General features: G+C 38.0%; 22 protein-coding genes and 1 riboswitch. Of the genes, 8 read left to right on the top strand and 14 right to left on the bottom strand.

Going from position 1 to position 19821, the window contains the following annotated elements; genetic code table 11:
* Position 1 precedes the first annotated feature (1 nt).
* Together ACT4_RS14385 and ACT4_RS14380 are read right to left on the bottom strand one after the other, a co-directional pair.
* Positions 2-2113: a TonB-dependent receptor gene (locus ACT4_RS14385; protein ID WP_007483325.1), complete on the bottom strand. Its 2112-nt coding sequence runs from the start codon at positions 2111-2113 to the stop codon at positions 2-4.
* Between the two features lie 71 nt (positions 2114-2184).
* The gene (locus ACT4_RS14380; protein WP_034605240.1) at positions 2185-2685 is read right to left on the bottom strand and encodes a hypothetical protein; all 501 of its coding nucleotides are present in this window, start codon (positions 2683-2685) and stop codon (positions 2185-2187) included.
* Between the two features lie 199 nt (positions 2686-2884).
* Positions 2885-2966: riboswitch (Fluoride riboswitch) on the top strand.
* A gap of 62 nt (positions 2967-3028) precedes the next feature.
* Between ACT4_RS14380 and ACT4_RS14375 the strand changes: the two genes are divergently transcribed.
* Together ACT4_RS14375 and ppa are read left to right on the top strand one after the other, a co-directional pair.
* Complete coding sequence (locus ACT4_RS14375) at positions 3029-3361, top strand: DUF190 domain-containing protein (RefSeq protein ID WP_007483320.1); 333 nt, start codon at positions 3029-3031, stop codon at positions 3359-3361.
* Positions 3354-3881: an inorganic diphosphatase gene (gene ppa, locus ACT4_RS14370; RefSeq protein WP_007483318.1), complete on the top strand. Its 528-nt coding sequence runs from the start codon at positions 3354-3356 to the stop codon at positions 3879-3881. Before ACT4_RS14375 ends, ppa begins: the two co-directional genes overlap by 8 nt.
* Before the next feature lie 51 nt (positions 3882-3932).
* On the opposite strand, the gene ACT4_RS14365 is transcribed toward ppa, so the two are convergent.
* From ACT4_RS14365 to ACT4_RS17555, 5 genes are all read right to left on the bottom strand, one after another.
* A complete protein-coding gene (locus tag ACT4_RS14365) occupies positions 3933-5024 on the bottom strand; it encodes a 3-deoxy-7-phosphoheptulonate synthase (RefSeq protein WP_004879424.1) in 1092 nt (363 codons plus the stop codon).
* A gap of 119 nt (positions 5025-5143) precedes the next feature.
* Positions 5144-6031 carry a sulfite exporter TauE/SafE family protein gene (locus tag ACT4_RS14360; RefSeq protein WP_007483314.1) on the bottom strand — a complete coding sequence of 296 codons (888 nt, stop codon included), beginning with the start codon at positions 6029-6031 and terminating at the stop codon, positions 5144-5146.
* Positions 6032-6146: 115 nt separating this feature from the next.
* Complete coding sequence (locus ACT4_RS14355; protein ID WP_007483312.1) at positions 6147-6443, bottom strand: hypothetical protein; 297 nt, start codon at positions 6441-6443, stop codon at positions 6147-6149.
* Positions 6440-7996, bottom strand: coding sequence for a PepSY domain-containing protein (locus tag ACT4_RS14350; protein ID WP_007483311.1), 1557 nt, complete (start codon positions 7994-7996; stop codon positions 6440-6442). The genes ACT4_RS14355 and ACT4_RS14350 overlap by 4 nt, the downstream gene beginning before the upstream one ends.
* Before the next feature lie 2 nt (positions 7997-7998).
* Positions 7999-8292: a hypothetical protein gene (locus tag ACT4_RS17555; protein ID WP_007483309.1), complete on the bottom strand. Its 294-nt coding sequence runs from the start codon at positions 8290-8292 to the stop codon at positions 7999-8001.
* Between the two features lie 243 nt (positions 8293-8535).
* Here ACT4_RS17555 and lpxB point away from each other — a divergent pair, with 243 nt between their 5' ends.
* The gene (gene lpxB / locus ACT4_RS14345; protein WP_007483307.1) at positions 8536-9714 is read left to right on the top strand and encodes a lipid-A-disaccharide synthase; all 1179 of its coding nucleotides are present in this window, start codon (positions 8536-8538) and stop codon (positions 9712-9714) included.
* A 31-nt stretch (positions 9715-9745) separates the two neighbouring features.
* Here lpxB and ACT4_RS14340 read toward each other — a convergent pair whose 3' ends face one another.
* Positions 9746-10615, bottom strand: a complete 870-nt coding sequence (locus ACT4_RS14340) for a DUF2797 domain-containing protein (protein WP_007483305.1) — start codon at positions 10613-10615, stop codon at positions 9746-9748.
* 38 nt (positions 10616-10653) lie between these two features.
* On the opposite strand from ACT4_RS14340, the gene ACT4_RS14335 reads away from it, so the two are divergent.
* A complete protein-coding gene (locus ACT4_RS14335) occupies positions 10654-11115 on the top strand; it encodes a DUF6231 family protein (protein WP_007483303.1) in 462 nt (153 codons plus the stop codon).
* 147 nt (positions 11116-11262) lie between these two features.
* Positions 11263-11868 carry a YidB family protein gene (locus ACT4_RS14330; RefSeq protein ID WP_007483301.1) on the top strand — a complete coding sequence of 202 codons (606 nt, stop codon included), beginning with the start codon at positions 11263-11265 and terminating at the stop codon, positions 11866-11868.
* Positions 11869-11963: 95 nt separating this feature from the next.
* Here the strand turns inward: ACT4_RS14330 and ACT4_RS14325 are convergent, their stop codons facing one another.
* From ACT4_RS14325 to ACT4_RS14300, 6 genes are all read right to left on the bottom strand, one after another.
* The gene (locus ACT4_RS14325) at positions 11964-13049 is read right to left on the bottom strand and encodes a porin (protein WP_004879436.1); all 1086 of its coding nucleotides are present in this window, start codon (positions 13047-13049) and stop codon (positions 11964-11966) included.
* 248 nt (positions 13050-13297) lie between these two features.
* Positions 13298-13711 (bottom strand): HIT family protein, encoded by a 414-nt coding sequence (locus tag ACT4_RS14320; protein WP_004879437.1) that lies wholly within the window; start codon positions 13709-13711, stop codon positions 13298-13300.
* Positions 13712-13789: 78 nt separating this feature from the next.
* Positions 13790-14059 carry a YARHG domain-containing protein gene (locus tag ACT4_RS14315; protein WP_004879438.1) on the bottom strand — a complete coding sequence of 90 codons (270 nt, stop codon included), beginning with the start codon at positions 14057-14059 and terminating at the stop codon, positions 13790-13792.
* Between the two features lie 225 nt (positions 14060-14284).
* Complete coding sequence (locus ACT4_RS14310) at positions 14285-14992, bottom strand: hypothetical protein (protein ID WP_007483298.1); 708 nt, start codon at positions 14990-14992, stop codon at positions 14285-14287.
* A gap of 243 nt (positions 14993-15235) precedes the next feature.
* Entirely contained in the window at positions 15236-16108 is an 873-nt protein-coding gene (locus ACT4_RS14305) for an NAD(P)-dependent oxidoreductase (protein ID WP_007483296.1), read from the bottom strand.
* A gap of 3 nt (positions 16109-16111) precedes the next feature.
* Complete coding sequence (locus ACT4_RS14300; RefSeq protein ID WP_007483294.1) at positions 16112-17197, bottom strand: alpha/beta fold hydrolase; 1086 nt, start codon at positions 17195-17197, stop codon at positions 16112-16114.
* A gap of 135 nt (positions 17198-17332) precedes the next feature.
* Here ACT4_RS14300 and ACT4_RS14295 point away from each other — a divergent pair, with 135 nt between their 5' ends.
* The 3 genes from ACT4_RS14295 (at position 17333) to recR (ending at position 19551) form a co-directional block, all read left to right on the top strand.
* Complete coding sequence (locus tag ACT4_RS14295; RefSeq protein WP_004879445.1) at positions 17333-18520, top strand: O-succinylhomoserine sulfhydrylase; 1188 nt, start codon at positions 17333-17335, stop codon at positions 18518-18520.
* A gap of 12 nt (positions 18521-18532) precedes the next feature.
* On the top strand, positions 18533-18862 hold the full coding sequence (locus tag ACT4_RS14290) for a YbaB/EbfC family nucleoid-associated protein (RefSeq protein WP_004662103.1): 330 nt from the start codon (positions 18533-18535) through the stop codon (positions 18860-18862).
* A gap of 92 nt (positions 18863-18954) precedes the next feature.
* The gene (recR, locus tag ACT4_RS14285; protein ID WP_004879447.1) at positions 18955-19551 is read left to right on the top strand and encodes a recombination mediator RecR; all 597 of its coding nucleotides are present in this window, start codon (positions 18955-18957) and stop codon (positions 19549-19551) included.
* The last annotated feature ends 270 nt before the right edge of the window (positions 19552-19821 follow it).

The raw sequence follows: 19821 nt of genomic DNA, 5'->3' as shown, positions 1-19821 counted from the left end.
TTTATTTCCCGAAATGATAGCTTAAACCGACTAAGTACGTTCGAGGCGCAGCTGGGGTATAGTTGACTTGGTTATTACTAAACGAAGTGCTTTCCGCATAATGAACATCCGTTGCATTTAGAATTTGTCCATAAACTTCATATGCAGCTTTACGGTAATTCGCACGTAAATTTAGAATGGTGTGTCCATCATATTTTTCGGTATTAGCATCGTTAATCCAGTATGAACCGACATAAACACCTTCGGCCGAAAGTAATAGTTCAGGCGTAGGTTTGATTTGATATTCAACTGTACCAAATGTTTTTGGTGCGCTTGGCATGGTATTGCCGCTGTAATCTAAAACACTAGATGGCTGAAACTCTTTGTATTCATGTTTTGACCAACTACCAGAAAGTTTCAGGCGTTGATCATACAAGTCGCTAATTTTCCATGTCCCACCAATTTCAACACCTTGGTGCAGCGTTTTACCCGCATTACGTGGTTCGCGTGTATTATCAGGTTTGGTATAGCTAATGACTTCATCTTTGCCATTTAAGCGATATAAAGTGATTTCTCCATCAAGACGATCATCAAAAAGCTTAAAGCGCAAACCCGCATCAATATTGTTAAATGTTGCCTCTTTTAGATCAGGTGTAACGAGGTTTGCACCATATAAGCTACTCACTTCTGGAGGAACAAAGCCCTGTGACCAGTTGCTATAAAGGTCCATATCAGGGGTTATATTCCACACAAAACCTAATTGAGGACTGGCTTTGTGAAAGTTACGTTTTTCATCAGGCGCACCAGTGACTTTAGAGGGTGTTAATTTATTATCATAGTCATAACTGATCCAGTCATAACGTGCGCCAGCAACTAATTTTAGATTTTCTATTGCCTGCCAATTTATCTGACTGTAAAGAGCTTGGTTGTTGACATCGACATTAAAATCGCGAAGTAATTGGCGTTGTTTATAACCTGTGTAAACTAAGGTGTTTGGATCACGGAACACTTCTATATCGTTGGTTTTGGCTTGATTCGGTGAGTGATCAGCCATCGCACCAACGATCAACTTTACTTGGTCGAAGTTCATCGAGTGCTGTAAATTCAAACCATAAGATTGAAATGCATTATAAGTTGTTTGACCGCTATAAGTGCCAGTTGGCTTACCATTTTTGATATCTGTGCGGATGCTATAGCTAGGGTTTTGATCAGTCGTATTATCACGATAATACAAGGTCGCTTGGCTTTGTTGTTGGTCACTCCAGCTATGGCTGAGTTGCGAGGAGATACGAGTTGCATCAACTTCACGATAGGTAAATGTTTGATAGCTATAACCCGGACGTTTGTTATAGTCATCTGTATTTAAACTACCTGTCATATCCGCTTTGAGATGGTTATAACTGACAATATTTTTCAGTTGTGTTGCATCTGAAATATGCCAATCATGCCTTAAAGTCACACTTTGTTTATTACTTTCGGCGTGATCTTGCCAGCTATTACCACGATCACTCGCGTATGCGGAAATCCTTAAGCCATGCTCACCATATGCGCTATCAAAGGTATTGGATGCACCTGCATCTAAACGGCGGTATCCCTCAGAACTGGCACTTAAACCTATATTTGCTGTGGGCGTTAAACTTGGTGCTTTAGTTAAAAAGTTAATCGTTCCACCAATCGCATTGCTACCGTATAAGCTACTCGCTGGGCCACGTAGGATTTCTATATTATCGATCCCAGCCAAATTGACTTCGTATAACGCATTATGGTTAAACACGCCCACAGGACGTATAGATAAGCCATCTTCTAAATATTGATAAACCGCAGCAGTAGTAATCGGTTGGCGAATGGACATCATGTGTTGTTCATTACCCAGATCATTCATACGGACGCCAGGTGCTTGATTAAGCACTTGTCCAATGAATGTTGCATGTTTATCTTCGATATCTTGAGCGTTAATTTTACTGATTGCAGCAGGTGTATTGTTGATTGATTCACCTTCACGGTTTGCGGTGATCACAATTGTGGCTAATGTTTGCGGTTGTTCAGAAGGTGTAGCTTCAGCAAAAATGATTGAACTATAGCTCGCAGAAAGGCAAGCAGCGGTTAATACTGACAAACGGAATTGAGTAGTCATGTTGAACTCTATAAAAGCAATAAACAGGGCTGTACCACAGTGGTTTACTGGGCACGATGTAAAAATGCGGTTTATAAAGTGAGTGGTGGGGCTTGTTTTAAGGGAAGTGTGTAGAAGATACGGGGTATATGTAAATCTTCGGTCCATGTATAGCAAAGGCAGCGTACACGGCTAAACCACGCCAAAAGAAAGATAAGTACAAAAGCAAGTAATGGTATGATCACAGCAGCATCTAAACCATGAGAACATAAAGGACAATGTTTCATGATTTGACTTGCAAGCGCAAAAACAGCCTGTGCATGTTCACTAAGATGTGAATGCTCAGCATGCTGCATATGCTGTTCGTGTTGCATATGATGCATCGTGTGATGATGAATTGAATGTGTTTCTGAAGCCATCAAGCTATTTTGTATATCTGTGACTTGGCAATGGCTTGGCATTGCATAGAGCGCAGGTACGACACCTATATGCACCATTGTGGGCAAGAAGATATGCCAGAGTAAACAAAGCAAAGTTACCGTGCCTAGGGAGGCACGCCACTTTAGCAAGTGTTGACGGAAACTGGATTGCATATCAGCAAAGCGTCGTAGTAGAAATGTGGCAGCAGTATAATTAAAAAAATATTACAGTTCAAAATGTATTGGATACATTTACAACAGAATTTATAGTGAATAAGAGACTTATCTCTTAATTATTCATGTAAATATATAAGGCTTTATTCGCTTGAATCTAAAATTGCAAATACGTTGAGATGCGACTAAGATAAATACGTTGAAATAAGGAAATGGCATTCTTCCTTGCAAAAACCGCCTCGTCATTAAAATGAATAGAGGCTAATGATGCCTACGTTACCCTAAATTTATAAAGAATAAATAGGGTGCGTAGGACTACGCATTCTATTTATTGGAGATGCGTATGAAAGGTTATTTACTCAAGTTCTATATTGAAGAAAATGAAAATTACAAAGGAAAACTTCTGTATGAGTGGCTGCTGACCGAAGCTCAATCTATAGGTTTAAAAGGTGCAACTGTAAGTCATGGTGTTGAGAGTTTTGATCGACATGGAAAACTCCACGCCGCACATTTTTTTGAACTTGCTGATCGTCCGATTCAAATTGAGTTTGTGGTGAATATTGAGCAAGAACAATCGTTTCTTTCGACTATCTCTCAAGAAAACATTTCAATTTTTTATACCAAAACCCCAATTGAATTTGGTTATGTTGGACATAAGGAGAATAATAATGTCTAAGGTTATTTCAGGTCTGAATATTCCAGATGATTTTTACAGCTTAATTGAGATTCCAGAAAATCATGCACCTGTAAAATATGAAATGAATAAAGAATATGATGCTTTATTTGTTGATCGTTTTCTGAGTACTGCAATGTCTTATCCTACTAACTATGGATATATACCTGAAACTTTGAGTGAAGATGGCGATCCTTTAGATGTTCTCGTACTTGCACCTTATCCTGTTGTTGCTGGCTCTGTGATTCGTAGTCGCCCTGTGGGTGTGATGTATATGGAGGATGAGCATGGAATGGATGCTAAAATTATCTCGGTTCCTCATGTCAAAACATCTCCCTTATATGAGTCTATAAAGGATATAGATGATATTCATCCTCTTATTTTAGATCGGATTAAACATTTTTTTGAACACTATAAAGACTTGGAAGAGGGTAAATGGGTCAAATTTATAGCTTGGGAGAATGTGCAAAAAGCGAGAGAAGAAATTATAAAATCTGTGCAAGCTTATCCAACACATAAATAATAGATAAAAGAAAAAGCCCATATTACATGGGCTTTTTCTTGTGAATGTAGCTTAACGTGTTGGTAGTACGTCTTTTAATGCTTCATGCATTTCGAGTAATGCTTTTTCTGTCGTATCCCAATCAATACAGCCATCAGTTACTGACTTACCGTATTCTAGATCACATAGGTTTTCAGGAATATCCTGACGACCACCTTTAAGGTGACTCTCAACCATGATCCCAACGATTGATTTGTTACCATCAAGAATTTGTTCAGTGATGTTTTTCAAAACTAAAGGTTGTAAGTACGGATCTTTGTTTGAGTTGGCATGGCTAGTATCAATCATGATCTTGTTGCTAACTTTAGCTTTTGCCAAAGCTGCTTCAGCATCGGCAACAGAAGTTGCATCATAGTTTGGCTTACCATTACCACCACGTAATACGACGTGAGCGTAAGGGTTGCCTTTAGTATTAATAATTGCAACTTGACCATTTTCATTTAGACCCAAGAAGCTATGGCCATGTTTAACAGATTGCATTGCATTGGTTGCAACTGTTAAGCCACCATCTGTACCATTTTTGAAACCAACAGGAGATGATAGGCCTGACGACATTTCACGGTGAGTTTGGCTTTCTGTAGTACGCGCACCAATCGCAGACCATGAAATCAAGTCTTGATAGTATTGTGGTGAGTTTGGATCAAGTGCTTCAGTTGCACATGGCAAACCTTTTTCATTTAAATCAATCAATAATCCACGACCGATATGTAAGCCTTTTTCAATATTGAAAGAGTCATTCATGTCAGGGTCATTGATTAAACCTTTCCAACCAACGGTGGTACGTGGTTTCTCAAAATAAACACGCATTACAAGATAAAGCGTATCTTTAACTTTTTCGCTTAACTCTTTCAAACGATCAGCATATTCATGCGCAGCTTTAGGATCATGGATTGAACAAGGGCCAATCACGACAAAAAGACGCTTGTCATTGCCGTCTAAAATATTACGTACAGTTGCACGTCCTTGTAATACAGTTTGAGAAGCAGCTTCAGATAAAGGAAGATCAGCTTTCAATTCCGCTGGAGTAATCAAAGTCTGAATGCTTTTAATATTAACGTCGTCGATATCTGGCTGAGAAACTGGATTTGACTGTAGAGTATTCATTGCTGTCACAAATTTAATCTAAAAGAAGAGGTTATTTTGTCTACGAATATAGCACGAAATGTCGACTGATTAACTAGCGAATCGCATAATTTGTGCAGAAACAATCGACATTTATTGGCTTAAACCGTTGTTGTTGAATAGCTTGTTTGTTGAATTACAACAGCCTGATGAGTTTCAACTGGCTTTGGTTTTGCTTTAATCGGGTTCACCATAAAGTTAACACCTAAGGCAAATAGGGTAATACCAAGAATCTTGCGGATCAAGCGTTCTGGCATACGAGAACTGATGAGCGTGCCAACGACAATCGCAGGTATGGAACCAACCAGTAGCCACATTAATAATGTAAAGTCGACATTACCAGATGACATATGACTTAAACCAGCAACGGCTGTCAATAAAACCGCATGCACCACATCAGAACCAATGATACGAATCATTGGTAGATTTGGAAACATGATCACCAATGCCATGATACCGAAAGCGCCAGCCCCAACAGACGATAGTGTTACAAAGATGCCGAGCACGATGCCCATGATCAGAATATACAAGCGTTTATGTTGTAACGCATGTTGTTCACTTTCCATATTCGCTTGTTCACGATTACGGAAACGGTCAAAAAACTTTTCAATTTGAGTGCGGAAGACAATTGAAATACCAGTCAAAGTCAACATGAAACCCAAAACTGTAGTTAAGACTGCTTTATAGTGAGTTGATTGACTTAGATAATGTTCAAGTACCCAAGACGTTGCAAATGAAGCTGGGATACTACCTAAAGCTAGCCACAGAACAATTGGCCAAACAATATTGAGCTTTTTTGCATGTACCACCGATCCACAGAATTTAGAGATAGATGCATAAAGTAAATCTGTACCGATAGCGATATGTGGTTCAATCTTAAAAAGGCTAATTAAAATGGGAGTCATTAATGAACCACCGCCAACACCTGTAATACCTACACAGAAGCCAACGAGGACACCAGCCATAATAAATTCAATAGGACCAAACATCGACAATATGCCTAATTATGCAAAAACCAGCATATCTTATGCCTTTTTTAGATAACTCGTTGTGATGAATAGTGATTTACTTATGCAAAAAAAAGCTAAAGAAATTTTAAACACATTAATTCTTCAGTTTCTTCTGCGGTTTTGACATCACCTTATTTATGCGAAGAACCATAAGGAAAGTAACTGGTGTCGCTAGAATCCACCAACTGACAAATCCAATAGAACGGCCATAAGTAAGCGCAAGCAAGCTACCAGCAACTAAGAAACAGATAAATGCACATCCTCTAAACTGCATTTTAAAACGAATCAATCGCTGTTGTTGATTGGGAGATGCTTGACTAATCTGTTTGGCACTACATTTATAAAGCACAAACATACCGAATAAGATAAGTAAAAAGCTGAGTACGATCATGCGCTTGCCTCAGTCTGTGCCAATTTCGTTTTGATTTTTTGTGCCGATTTTTGTTGGATCGGATGGATATTTCTATAAACAAATAAAGCAAATCCAGCAGATAAAATAAAGAATAAATCTACTCTTAAAAAAGCCCAATAACTTTGAAAATCAGTAACAAGTTGATGATTGAGCAGATAAATTAAATCATAGATAGGTAGAGCAATCGCGACTAAGCCTAAAATAGCAACTTGAGATTGCCATAAATATTGTTTCTTGGTGAAAAGCGCAATGATTAAACTCAGCATCCATACAACAAAGAAACTGTATATCTCATAATTTGTTGTAGTTTCAGTGATTTGTACAAACCGATTAGTAAACATATAAGCGAGCATGGCAATTGGCAGGCCTATAAACGTCGCGATATTTAAACGATCAACCAAATAATGCCCTAAATGGAATTGATTAGATTTATTTTGGATTTGACGTTTTAAGCTCCAAAGTAATAAGCCAGATGCAATCATCAAACATCCTAAAATCCCTGAGCAGAAGAAAGCTAGACGCAGTAAAGGCTGAGCAAAAGTTGCCATATGCAAACCATATACACCCGCATTTAAAGTCGCTACAGCACTGTTATTTTTAGTATTTCCTAAGATATTACCTGTCGCATCAAAAGTGATTTGGGGTTGATTTAAGGTGATTGAGCGATCCTCTAATTGTTTAAAACTGATCGTCGCTTGATCCGTATTTGGATTTTTCACTTCTATTGTTGCAAGTGCTTGATCGGCCCATTGTTGTTTTACTTTTCCCAAGAGCGTTTGAATTGGCAGCATTTCAGTTTTGATTGGATCAGCATTATGATTATTATTCACACTGATTGTTCTAATTTCAGTGAAATATTGAAAAGGATTATCTGGATATAATTTTTTCATTCCGAATGGTAAGTAGAGATAAAAGAAAATCGCTAACCCAGTGAAAGTGATTGTCAGGAAAAAGGGCAGTGCTAGTACAGATGAGACATTATGAAAGTCGAGCCATGAGCGCTGTGATTTGAAAGTTCGTAATGTAAAGAAATCGGTGATAATTTTTTTGTGCGTTATGATTCCTGAAATAAGTGCAATTAACATAATAAATGCAGCAAGACTGGTAATTAAACGCCCAATTAATACGGGCATACCATAAAGCTGAAAATGAAAATTATAGAAGAAATCACCACCTTGAGTATTTGATAACTTTAACTCTTCGCCTGTATTGGCATCTAATGTTTTGCTTTCGTACCCTCCAGTTGCTTTTTCCCAGTACATTTTATTCACGGGATTTTCTTGATTGGCAAGACTGACATACCAAGATTTAGCATCGGCTGCATTTTTATTTAAATATTCAACCGCCGTTTTAACCGCGACATCTTGATTTACTTGATATTGTGCGAGCTGAGGTTGCATCCAAAGATTGATGTGATGACGATAGTAAGCGCTTGTTCCCATCAAAAAAATGGCAAATAACAGCCATCCAAAAATTAAACCTGTCCATGTGTGTAACCAAGCCATAGACTGTCGAATGCCTTTGTTTTGCATGGTTAATTTACACCTACTGATAGACCAAATAAGCAGCTTACGAGTATCAAACTGATCAATGTGATTTTCCATAAGGAGTTGATACAGAAGCTAATAATGATGAATGCTACATAGAACAGAATAGACAGGAATGCAGCTAGATAAATCGCCTCTGCTTTAGCTAAAATTTTTGCGAATAGAGTAGTTAGGCTTGAACATAAATACATCGTGCATAGATAGCCAAATACAAATGTAAAAACGAAACGGTAAAACACACTAATTCGATAGGTGATGCTAATTGAGGTTGATTTAGCCATAACATGTCTTAGGAGGTTAATAAAAATAAATCACATATGAAAATGATTCTTGTTAATATTAATATCTAAATAAAACTCAAGCAATTACTCAGCTATCGTAAATATAGATACTGTTTTTAATTTTGAAAGTTAAATTAGATAGTGGAGCATTTTCACCAATCAAGAACAAATTGATTCCTGTGCTATGATTCGATGTAAAATCATTTTGTTAGAATTACTCAGTATCTAAATGGGGCGTTGGTCTTGGTAAAGCAAAAACTAAAAATTGGAATCGTCGTGGGTGAAGTTTCTGGAGATACTCTAGGTGTTAAACTCATGCGCAGTTTTCGCGAGCAAGGGATCGAGGCTGAGTTTGAGGGAATTGGTGGCCCTCAAATGATTGCAGAAGGGTTTCATAGCTATTATCCGATGGAAATTCTATCGGTTATGGGAATAGTAGAGGTTCTCAAAGATTTAAAAAAATTATTTGCGGTGAGGGATGGGTTAGTTGAGCGATGGACTGAACATCCAGTTGATATTTTTATTGGTATTGATGCGCCTGATTTTAACTTACGTCTGTCTAAGACCATCAAAGAAAAGAATTTGCCAATTAAAACAGTGCAATATGTGAGCCCTTCAGTTTGGGCTTGGCGACAAGGCCGTGTTCATGGCATTAAGAAGACGATTGACCTCATATTATGTTTATTCCCATTTGAAAAAACATTTTATGAAAATCATGGCGTGCCAGCGGCATTTGTTGGTCATCCATTAGCAAAACAATTACCACTCAAGAACCCAAATATTGAGGCTAAACAACAATTAGGATTGCCTGTTCATAAAACACATGTTGCATTATTACCAGGCAGTCGTAGAGGTGAGATCGAGCGATTATTGCCCTTATTGGCCGGTACTGCTGAAATCTTACATCGAAAATATCCTGATCTTGAGTTTCTGATTCCTGCGATTAATGATGCAAGAAAAGAGCAAATTGAGCAGGGTATTCAAAGCTTAGACATCACGGTAAAAGACAAAATTCATGTATTAGAAAATACCGATTCAGAGTCAAAAGTGGGTCGTATGGTCATGAATGCAAGTGATATTGTGGCGCTTGCCTCTGGTACGGCGACTTTGGAGGCAATGTTGTTGCATCGTCCGATGGTGACATTCTATAAACTGAACTGGTTAACTTATATTATTGCGAAGTTCTTAGTGAAGATTCCGTACTACTCTTTACCGAATATCATTGCGGGTAAAAAAGTCATCGAGGAGTTGATCCAAGCGGATGCTACGCCACAACATTTGGCGACAGAAATAGAAAAGTTGATGGATCATGAAACAGCACATATTCAAATGATGCAGCATTTGAGTATGCATAAACAACTGATTTCAGGGAATACTGAAGATCCAGTACATGCCATTTTGAATTGTTTATCATCGGAATAAAAAAAGGTGGCTCAATTGCCACCTTTTTTGTTTAGGCGCGCAGGATTAGTTCATAACCTGTGTATTTACGGATATTGATGACACCAATATCTAGTAATAAGTATTGACCTTTAATCCCTTGTAGAACACCTCGGATTTTAGGCGTTTTATCCAAGTTGAGGGATTTAATCTTTTCAGGATATTGTTCTACTGGATAAATGAACTCTCGCGGAGTTTCATTTTCGAGAAACTCAAGACCTTCATTGAATTCAAGGTTCTGACTAAATTCATCTCGAATACTTTGAATTTTTGGAGCAAACTCTTCAATAATTTGATCACGTTGTTCAACGAGGTTTAAGGGTTCAGCTTCGCCTTTAAGTAATTTACGCCAATCTGTTTTATCGGCAATTTGCGTACCAAACATAGTTTCTAAATGACCAGATAAACGACGTGAGCCAACTTTTAAGATCGGTAATGCTTGCGTAGCGCCTTGATCTAACCAACGAGTTGGCATATTTACGATACGGGTAATACCGATTTTTAAAGCGCTTGAATTGGCTAAATATACAATATGAGGCTGGAAACAGATATCATGTGCGAACTGATCTTCGCGGCAAGTCCCTAAATGATAATGGCAGGTTTCAGGCTTCATAATACATAGGTCACACTCAGCCTTTGTCTTAAAACATTTAAAACAATGTCCTTGTGAATAGGACTTCGGTGTTTTTGCGCCACATGAGGTACAATAAATATTCCCCGTCCATTCGATCTCAATTTCTTGACCTAAAACAAAAGGTAGGTCAGTTTCTGAACGATCTAATATAAATTTATATTCAACATTTGCCTTGCTTGTTGATTGATCAGTTACACTATGCGTTTTGAGCGCTGCATGCATTTTGTGACAAATGCCTTGTAGTTCCATTAATAAACTCTCATCTTTTTCAATCAAGGGTTGCAGTTATGGCTGAACAGAATGTCATCACTTCTATGCTAGACGATTTATCTCAAGAACAGCCCATTCATACTGCACTTTGTATAGGTCAGCAGATTGACCAGAATGCTTCAATTCAATGGCATCATTTTAACGTAACTGACTTTTTAAGTCTGCCATTTACGCAGCGTTATGATTTAGGTTTTGTATTATTTGATACAGATGAAATGCAAACTATCAATGACGTACAAAAAGCACAGTTATTGGTGAAATTGCGTGATTTGATGGCAAAGCGAATTGTTGTGGTAAGTAAATTAAGTGATGAAAAACTACTTCGTTCGCTTGGGTTTACGCAGTTAATCGATAAAACAGCACACGACAGTGATTTTGCACTGTGGCAATTCAATATTCTGACCTATAAGCATGTACCTGACTGGTTTAACTCTAAGTTTTGGGCAAACCCTGAAAACTGGGATAAATTCCGCTGGTAGGAGATTAAACGCTTTTAAATTTATCCAGATAGAGGTTGCGCTAGATTGTTGCAAGTTCTTGCAAAATTTAACAATTCATCTTTGTTGTGAGCTTATAAAGCAGCGTATTCTTTTGGAATAAATAATTCCAATAGGAACATATGGGTCATGACAGATTTAACAAATATTGTTGAAATTTTAGCAAAGCAAGCTTTAGGCGGTCAGCAATCTAATCAGGGTGGTGGTTTAGGTGGAATTTTAGGTTCTGTACTCGGTCAAATGGGTGGTCAGCAAAATACTCAAAATCAACAAGGTGGATTAGGCGGGATACTTGGCTCTGTGTTGGGTCAATTAGGTGGTGGAAGTTCTTCTACACAGACTAATGCAACAAGTGGAAATACGGCTCAAACATTATTAATTGCTGTTTTACCTTTGGTTCTGGCGTGGATTCAAAAGCAAGGCGGCCTCCAAGGAGCGCTAGATAAACTAAAAAATGCAGGCTTAGCCAATCAAGTGCAAAGTTGGGTAGATCCACAGCAACAGAATGCACAGGAAGTTCCAACACAAAATATTCAAAGCCTATTTGACGATCAAGATGTTGAGCAAGTTGCTCAACAAGCACAAGCCCCTAAGCAAGCAATTTATGGTGCAATTGCTTCAGTTCTTCCACAAGTTATTGATTCTTTGACGCCGCAAGGTAGCAATACCAGCCAACAAGAAGCAAATAATGATATTCAAAATGTGTTGAATATGGTGAGTGGCTTCTTAAAATAATTTTTTAACTTCTGAATTTAGTTGTTTTTAAAAATAGAAATGAAAATAAAAGGGCATTTGCCCTTTTATTTTTGGTTTTAGCCTATAACTTCAAATTAGAAGTTATATTCCATACCTAAACCGATAACAGTCTTAGTATCGTTTTTAGCTAACCAATCACGTTTTTGTTGACCAACAACACCGTAGAAACGTGCTTGTTTGTTGATTTGGTAGTCTGCACCAACGCCATACATATCTTGTTTACGATCATCACGACCATTTGATTCAGTTGTAGCAGAGATATATTCAGCTTTTAACTTGATTGGTGTAGAAGGGATCTTATAAGCAGCAGTTACGCCGTAAGCATCTTCTTGTAAACCTTTATAAGAAGTTACAGTCGTACCATCTGTAGTTGATACTGTATCGTCAGTTGGTTGAGCAGTTTGCCATAAAGCACCGAATACTAAACCATCAACTCCAGCTGGAGTTAGGTCTAAAGAACCTGTTACACGTACTGCATCAGTATAAATACCAGATAAGCTGTAAGCATTGTATTTAGAAGCTACACCGAAGTTTCCAGCTACTGCTGCTGCTAAACCGATGTCTTTATTTTCGTATGTAAGAGATGTTGAAACGCCATCACCGAAACCATCACGGCTGCCTTCTTTACCTTTAGATGCGCTATCAGCAGCAGAAGATTCTTCACCTTGTTGGAACATGATGTTGAACGCTAAGCCACCTAATAATTTTTTATCAGTCTCAAAACCAATAACGTTGTTCAAACGATCTTCACCAACTAGAACAGCTGTCATATCAAGTTCGTTGTGATCGTTGAAGATATCTTGGTTGCTACCAGCAGCTGTTTTGAAGTATGAATCAAAACGACCAACTTTTAATGTTGCAATACCATCAGATTTAATACCGATGTAACGGTTACGCATACCAAGATCAGTACCGTCACCATCAGTATTTACTTGCCATTCAGCTAAGTACACAGCTGATAATTTGTCAGTTAATTTTTCTTCGCCTTTAACACCAATACGTGAAGCATTTGAATTTACTTTTGTTACGCTTTCATCTTTAAAGCCGTTGTTGTCAATATTGTCCAAAGTCACACTGAGCTTACCATACAATGTTGGTGCTGCTTGCGCTGCATTCATGGCTAAAGTTGCTACAGTAGCAGCAAGAAGCAATTTTTTCATTGAGATTTCTCCAAAACACTTTTTTGTAAATGGCATATGCCTTAGTTACTGTTATAAGCTTGCTTATGTACAAAAAGTTACACAGCTCACTGACTTGTATGCAGTATCGGCAAACTTTGTTACAACGAAGTGAAGGAAAAGTGACAGTTTTATTACGATTTATATTTGGTAATAATTTGATTAATTATTGATTTATTTACCATTAAATAAAAAGCGAGGTAAGAACCTCGCATTATATCAGTGAAATATTACAGTGCTGCTTTAATCTTTTCTGCTAACACTTTAATCTTTTCTTGATCACCCATTTGTGCCGCATGTCGGCCTAATTCATGTACTGAACTTGGAATCAGATGGAAATGTACATGTGGAACTGTTTGACCTGCTGCTGTTCCAGAGAGTTGCATAAGAACAATACCTTTTGCATCAAGACCTGTCTCAATCGCTTTCGCAATCTTTTGAACGATCTGAATGGTATAGGCTGCTGCATCGGCAGGTAAGTCCAGTAAGCTAATCGCAGGAGTTTTTGGAATAACTAAAGCATGACCATCAGCTTGTGGCATGATATCCATAAATGCAAGCACCTGATCATCTTCATAAATTTTGATTGCAGGTAATTCACCACGAAGGATTCTTGCGAAAATATTTTGGTCATCGTACGCCATGATTAGTCCTTTAATAGGGTATAAAACAATTTAGCTTTTCATTTAGAGATTAATTAAATGAAAAGCTAAGAGAAAAGATTATTTGCAGTTAAGTTCTTTCTGACGTTCTTTAATTTGATCAAGACGCTGTTGTTCTTTGTCAGAAAATTTTGGCTTTGTTGTATGGCAGTTTTCGTTGCCATATTTAGCTTTAGCGTCTGCGTCTTTGAAACAGAATCCTTTAGAAGCGTAGATTAAGTTGTAATCATCTTGCAACTTTTTACATTCTTGTTCTGGTGTAGCTGCTTGAAGATTAAATCCTGTGAGGGTAATTAATCCAGCACAAACTGCAACCGTAAACTTATTCATGAGGTGTTCCTCTAATCAAAAAGGTATAAACCAAAGCTTTATGACAGTATTTTCATATGGCGCTTGGTCGCTACGTATATACCAATATAAGGTTTCTTAATGAAATTTCAATGAAACTCTATAGTCAGTATGTAATTTTAGTACGGAATTTCCTTTTGAATTAAATTATAAATGTATTGTTTTTAATATCTTAAGTGATATCTCCTGATATTACGGTATATTGATTTATTCGCATTGAGTCACTTCTACCATCTTTGTTGTAGGTGTTTGAATAGGTACTTTTCTTGGAATAAGATCAAATTGATGTATAGCGAAAGGGCCGTAAGGTCCCATTCTCACATGTGAACAAGGTACTTGAGTGGGGATTATCTGGTAAGTAGTAACGACAACGGTTTGAGGTACTAATTTTTTGGAGCAACGCGGTGAGGCATCATGTCTTACAATTGTTCCTGTAGCACATGAATATATGTTTTGTGCTCGCTCAACTCCAGAAGGATAGCCATTTGCTATAAAATGACCCTCAGCTAAATTTTTTAAAGTTTGGAATTGCAGGTCGGTAAATTGTCCATATCGGCTTAATTGTTTTGCTGCCCAGCAGTCAGCCTCTAGTTCTTGTTTGCGTGTTCCTCCATGATAGCGTTCCATTTCTCCTAATCTTGAGGTATGTCCTAACTTATGATGTGCGCATTCATGGGCAAGTGTAAAAATTCGAGAACTTGTTAGATTGGCTAATGCTGTAGGATCAATGTGAATAATTGGTCGACCATAGCTGTCTTTTTCAGCTGTGGCAATTTGTGGGTTTTGCCCCGTAAAGATTGGTAAGCCACAAAAACTATCATATCCAATAAATACATATTGCTTTGCACACACATTCTGAAATGCAAAAGACATTAAAATTAAAGTGGAAAGAAGCAAAAGATTTACTTTCTTCATAATGTTGATCTAGCTAATTGTTTTCATTGTAATTAATTCTACTAACTTATTAGATATTCAATAAGGTTGATTATCGGAAAGTTTGAGTAAGTAGGAAAATGAAGATCAATAAAATGTGTTTTAAAATTTTGTAGTAAGCGTAATGGATATGAACTAAAAGCGTGTGCAATATTCTGTTTGAGTATTGCACTTGTGCTAATTAAAAGTTTATCTAAATCAAAAGAATCTAAAGCACATGCAGCTTTATTTAAGCGTAATTTTGCTCCATGATTCGTACATTTTGACAGCTGAAGAGAAGTCACTATTTGGCTCTGAAGTTAGATTCGCAGCTTGAATTAAACTTTGTGTTAGAGAAAGAATCGGGGCAGGAAGCTTAGCATCATGCACCAAATCTAAAGCAATACCTGTATCTTTAGCCAATAATGGTAAAGCAAAGGTTACTGGAAATTCACGGCTGAGTACGCGTTGTGGAAAAATGGTCTCCGTGACCATACTTTTACCACTAGACGCATTTATACAATTCAATGCTGCATCAAGGTTAACGCCGTGTGCTTTTAATGTACTAAAGCCTTCTGCAACAGACCATAAGTTAACCGCAAGCAGCATATTATTGATCGCTTTAACTGCAAATCCAGCACCAGACTCGCCAACATGCTGAATGAGTTTACCAACAGCCGCCATCGCAGGATAAGCACGTTCAAATGCTTGTACATCGCCACCGACCATCACAGTGAGTGTTGCATTCTCTGCACCAATGGTTTGACCACTCACAGGCGCATCTAAGAAGTCCACACCTTGCGATTTTAGCTTTTCTGTCAAGCGTCGAGCTGAGTTAGGTACGCCGCTCGTACAGTCAATCCAAATCGAACCTGCTTTCAACTGGACTGTATCGATTAATGCTTCAACATCATCACTAGTTGGTAAGCATGAAAAAATGATGTCAGCCTGAACTGCTTGTGCAAGTTCGACAGCAGTTGTTCCATATTCTGTTGCATGTTGTTCTGCTTTACTAAAGTTTCGATTCCAAACAAAAACCTTTTCGAAATACTTTGGTAAATGAGCTGCCATGCGATAGCCCATAGCGCCTAAACCGATAAATGCAACAGATTGAGTCATAGTTTACCTTTTTATTGGAGTTGAACGTTCCGCTAACCAATCAGTGAGTGTTGGCCAGAACTCGATTGAACTTTTTTGACTGGACATTAAACCTAAGTGCCCGCCAGGTATAAGAGTAAACGTGACATCTCGGCTACTTGTCAACTGAGTTAATGGAAATGCAGCATCTGCTGTAACCATTTGATCACCTTTACCTGCACCCACAAATAAAGAACAATCAATATTTTTTAGCTCAATGGTTTTATTCTTTAAGGTGATAGCGCCGTTTTTCAGCGGGTTTTGCATCCAGACATTAAATAGCATGTCTTGATTAATACCCCCAGGATAATCAATCATATTGTTTAAGAAATGACTGAGTGTTGCGTCTTCTTGTACTAATTTTAAATTATCTAAATTCTTTAAAAGTTGAATGTTGCCATCCAGCCATCCTTTAGGGTCTAGTAATTTAAATCCTAATGAGTTTAAGAAACCTGGGGAATGAATCATCAACTTTGGTAAGCGATTATAAATATAATCTTTAACAGTTGGATTGCGAGAGGTAACGTAGGCAAGCGTTTTGTATAGCTTGCCAATATAGCCAGACGCATAGCTATCAATCGGGCTGCCCAGAACAATCAGGTTTTTAACAGCATTGGGTTGATGACGAGCCGTATATAAAGTCACAAAGATGCCTGCCATACTCCAGCCGTGTAGAGATATTTTTTGTGATTTCGAATGTTGTTGAATGGCTTCTATACAGCGAGGAATAAATTTATCAATAAAAGACAGAAAGTTAATTTGATAATTTTTGTAGGTCAATTTGCCCCAATCAATAAGATAAACGTCATAACCACTTTCTTGGAAGTGTTTAACTAGAGAACGATACGGATATAAGTCGTAGATATCCATATTGATTGCAAGCGGTGCTACAAAAACCAAAGGCTCTTTATAGCGTTTATTCTCAGAAGCATAAAAACGAACACGAGTTTGTTTAAACTGAGCAATCACTTGGTATGGTGTTGATTGTGACAATACGAGTTTGTCCGATTCAAAAACACGCATCGCGAGATGTTTAAAATTTATTTTTTGCTGTTCCACAAGCGATTTCATCTTTAATAGTCTCATCATGAGTCAAGATTGCACGAAGTCTAAGCGATAATTATATCTTATGCCTTGACCTTAAATACCTTAGGCGCTCAAAATGTTGGCATATTCGACCACGATGATCATAAGGCATACAAAACGATGAATCCAAGCGATGATTTAGAATATCAGCTAGATACTCTTGCAATTCGTACGGGACATGACCGTACTTTTGAGGGTGAGCATAGTGAACCAATTTTTTTAACATCATCTTTTGTTTGTGAAAGTGCTGCTGATGCTGCTGCTAAGTTTTCTGGACAAGTTGCTGGTAATACTTACTCTCGCTATACCAACCCTACAGTTCAGGCTTTTGAAAAGCGCCTAGCGGTATTGGATGGGGCGGAACGTGCGGTTGCAACCAGTTCTGGTATGGCGGCTGTGCATGCAATGTGTATGGCTTACTTAAAAGCTGGCGATCATGTGATCTGTTCTCGTGCTGTATTTGGTTCAATCATCGCTTTATTTGAAAAATACGTTGCTAAGTTTGCTGTAGAAGTCACTTTCGTTGATTTAGATGATCTTGATGGCTGGAAAAATGCGATCCGCCCAAATACACGCATTCTTTTCATTGAAACACCATCAAATCCTTTGGCTCAAGTAGGTGATATGCAAGCGATTGCGGATATTGCTCACGCACATGGCGCTTTATTTGCTGTAGATAACTGTTTCTGTACACCTGCTTTACAGCAACCGATTAAATTTGGTGCTGACTTGGTATTGTACTCTGCGACTAAATATATTGATGGTCAAGGTCGTGCCTTAGGTGGTGCTGTTGTTGGTAAACATGATTTACTTGAAGAAGTGAATGGCGTTATCCGTACTTTGGGTAATTCAATGAGCCCATTCAATGCTTGGATTTTCTTGAAAGGCTTAGAAACTCTCAGCCTACGTATGAAAGCGCATTGTGAAAGTGCTCAAAAGCTTGCAGAATGGCTTGCTCAGCATGAAAAAGTTGAGAAAGTATATTACGCTGGCTTACCAAATCATCCGGGACATGAACTTGCTAAAAAACAGCAGAAAGGTTTCGGTGGTGTTGTATCCTTCGTGGTAAAGAATGCGCGTGAAGGTGCTTGGACAGTGATTGATAATACTCGTTTCTTGTCAATTACAAGTAATTTGGGTGATGTGAAGTCAACGATTACTCATCCAGCAACAACCTCACATGGTAGAATGTCCGCAGAAGCCAAGCAGGCAGCAGGAATCGAAGAAGGATTGATTCGTGTGTCTGTTGGTTTAGAAGATATTAATGATATTATTCGCGACTTATCACGCGGTCTAGATTTAGTTTAACGAGAGAGACTTATGAATATTAATATGCTCATGCAGCAAGCTCAGCGCATGCAAAAAGATATGGAATCAAACCTTAAAAAAGCCAAAGAAGAGCTTGCGAATACAGAAGTTCATGCTGAAGCTGGCGGTGGTTTGGTTAAAGTCACCATGACTTGCCGTAATGTCGTTAAGCGTATTGAAATTAGCCCAGACTTATTACAAGACGAAGCGGACATGATTGAAGATTTGATTGCAGCGGCGATGAATGATGCTGCACGTCAAGCTGAAGCAATTTCTGAAGAGAAGTTACAAGGTGCAAACTCTGGTATGGGCTTACCACCAGGCTTATCTGGTTTATTCTAATTCATCATTTTTTAATTTTTAAATCCCCCTAAATCCCTCTTGAATCAAGAGGGATTTACGACTGAGGGGAGAATTTACCGAGTAATCTAATTGTGTTTAGTGAACGATTTGAACAATTAGTTCAAGCATTACGTATTTTACCGAGTGTTGGCCCAAAATCAGCACAGCGTATGGCTTTGCATTTACTGATGAAAAATCGTGAAGGTGCTTTTGCTTTGTCACATGCTTTGCATGAAGCATCGAGTCATATCCATGAGTGCCGTATTTGTCATTCTCTAACTGAGAATGAGATTTGTGATATCTGTGCTTCTGTTGAGCGTGATGAACAATTACTTTGTGTGGTTGAATCTCCAGCAGATGTTATGGCAATCGAGCAAAGTGGTAGTTTTCGTGGAAAATATCATGTGTTAGGTGGGCATTTATCACCTTTAGATGGTATTGGTCCTGAAGAAATTGGTATTCCATATTTAATTCAGCGTCTAAGCGAAGGAACGATTGAAGAAGTCATTCTTGCAACAAATGCGACTGTTGAAGGTCAAGCGACTGCACATTATTTGGTTGAAGCAACCAAGCATTTACCGATTCATATGACTCGAATTGCACAAGGTGTACCACAAGGTGGTGAATTGGAATATGTGGACAGCCATACCTTGAGTCAGGCGGTTCATAACCGCATGCGTATGAAATAATACTTTTGTCGGATATTTTATTTATTTACATTAAATTCATGCTGTTAATTTAAACAAATAATTAAATTTTACATTTTGTCTTACATTATCGTAGATATATTTACTTTAAAATATGGCACTATTGGCGAGCGAAAAGGACTTTCGCTTTTGTTAAATGGATTTAGGAGTACTTTTATGTTTTGCATGTGGAATACTGATTAAATTTTTTTTGCATTTGATCTTGTGTTGAGCAATAACTGCAATTCTACAGTTCTATTGCGAGTAGTTCTT

Origin of the sequence: Acinetobacter sp. NBRC 100985 (genome assembly GCF_000241225.1) — a bacterium.
Lineage (GTDB): Bacteria > Pseudomonadota > Gammaproteobacteria > Pseudomonadales > Moraxellaceae > Acinetobacter > Acinetobacter venetianus.
The sequence above is the reverse complement of the archived record's forward strand: the minus strand, read 5'-3'. Positions and strand labels throughout refer to the sequence as shown.

Bases quoted from the DNA above. Each gene is read 5' to 3' on its own strand.
- ACT4_RS14385 (WP_007483325.1), bottom strand. From the start codon at position 2,113: ATGACTACTCAATTCCGTTTGTCAGTATTAACCGCTGCTTGCCTTTCT.
- ACT4_RS14380 (WP_034605240.1), bottom strand. From the start codon at position 2,685: ATGCAATCCAGTTTCCGTCAACACTTGCTAAAGTGGCGTGCCTCCCTA.
- ACT4_RS14375 (WP_007483320.1), top strand. From the start codon at position 3,029: ATGAAAGGTTATTTACTCAAGTTCTATATTGAAGAAAATGAAAATTAC.
- ppa (WP_007483318.1), top strand. From the start codon at position 3,354: ATGTCTAAGGTTATTTCAGGTCTGAATATTCCAGATGATTTTTACAGC.
- ACT4_RS14365 (WP_004879424.1), bottom strand. From the start codon at position 5,024: ATGAATACTCTACAGTCAAATCCAGTTTCTCAGCCAGATATCGACGAC.
- ACT4_RS14360 (WP_007483314.1), bottom strand. From the start codon at position 6,031: ATGTTTGGTCCTATTGAATTTATTATGGCTGGTGTCCTCGTTGGCTTC.
- ACT4_RS14355 (WP_007483312.1), bottom strand. From the start codon at position 6,443: ATGATCGTACTCAGCTTTTTACTTATCTTATTCGGTATGTTTGTGCTT.
- ACT4_RS14350 (WP_007483311.1), bottom strand. From the start codon at position 7,996: ATGCAAAACAAAGGCATTCGACAGTCTATGGCTTGGTTACACACATGG.
- ACT4_RS17555 (WP_007483309.1), bottom strand. From the start codon at position 8,292: ATGGCTAAATCAACCTCAATTAGCATCACCTATCGAATTAGTGTGTTT.
- ACT4_RS14340 (WP_007483305.1), bottom strand. From the start codon at position 10,615: ATGGAACTACAAGGCATTTGTCACAAAATGCATGCAGCGCTCAAAACG.
- ACT4_RS14335 (WP_007483303.1), top strand. From the start codon at position 10,654: ATGGCTGAACAGAATGTCATCACTTCTATGCTAGACGATTTATCTCAA.
- ACT4_RS14330 (WP_007483301.1), top strand. From the start codon at position 11,263: ATGACAGATTTAACAAATATTGTTGAAATTTTAGCAAAGCAAGCTTTA.
- ACT4_RS14325 (WP_004879436.1), bottom strand. From the start codon at position 13,049: ATGAAAAAATTGCTTCTTGCTGCTACTGTAGCAACTTTAGCCATGAAT.
- ACT4_RS14320 (WP_004879437.1), bottom strand. From the start codon at position 13,711: ATGGCGTACGATGACCAAAATATTTTCGCAAGAATCCTTCGTGGTGAA.
- ACT4_RS14315 (WP_004879438.1), bottom strand. From the start codon at position 14,059: ATGAATAAGTTTACGGTTGCAGTTTGTGCTGGATTAATTACCCTCACA.
- ACT4_RS14310 (WP_007483298.1), bottom strand. From the start codon at position 14,992: ATGAAGAAAGTAAATCTTTTGCTTCTTTCCACTTTAATTTTAATGTCT.
- ACT4_RS14305 (WP_007483296.1), bottom strand. From the start codon at position 16,108: ATGACTCAATCTGTTGCATTTATCGGTTTAGGCGCTATGGGCTATCGC.
- ACT4_RS14300 (WP_007483294.1), bottom strand. From the start codon at position 17,197: ATGAAATCGCTTGTGGAACAGCAAAAAATAAATTTTAAACATCTCGCG.
- ACT4_RS14295 (WP_004879445.1), top strand. From the start codon at position 17,333: ATGAATCCAAGCGATGATTTAGAATATCAGCTAGATACTCTTGCAATT.
- ACT4_RS14290 (WP_004662103.1), top strand. From the start codon at position 18,533: ATGAATATTAATATGCTCATGCAGCAAGCTCAGCGCATGCAAAAAGAT.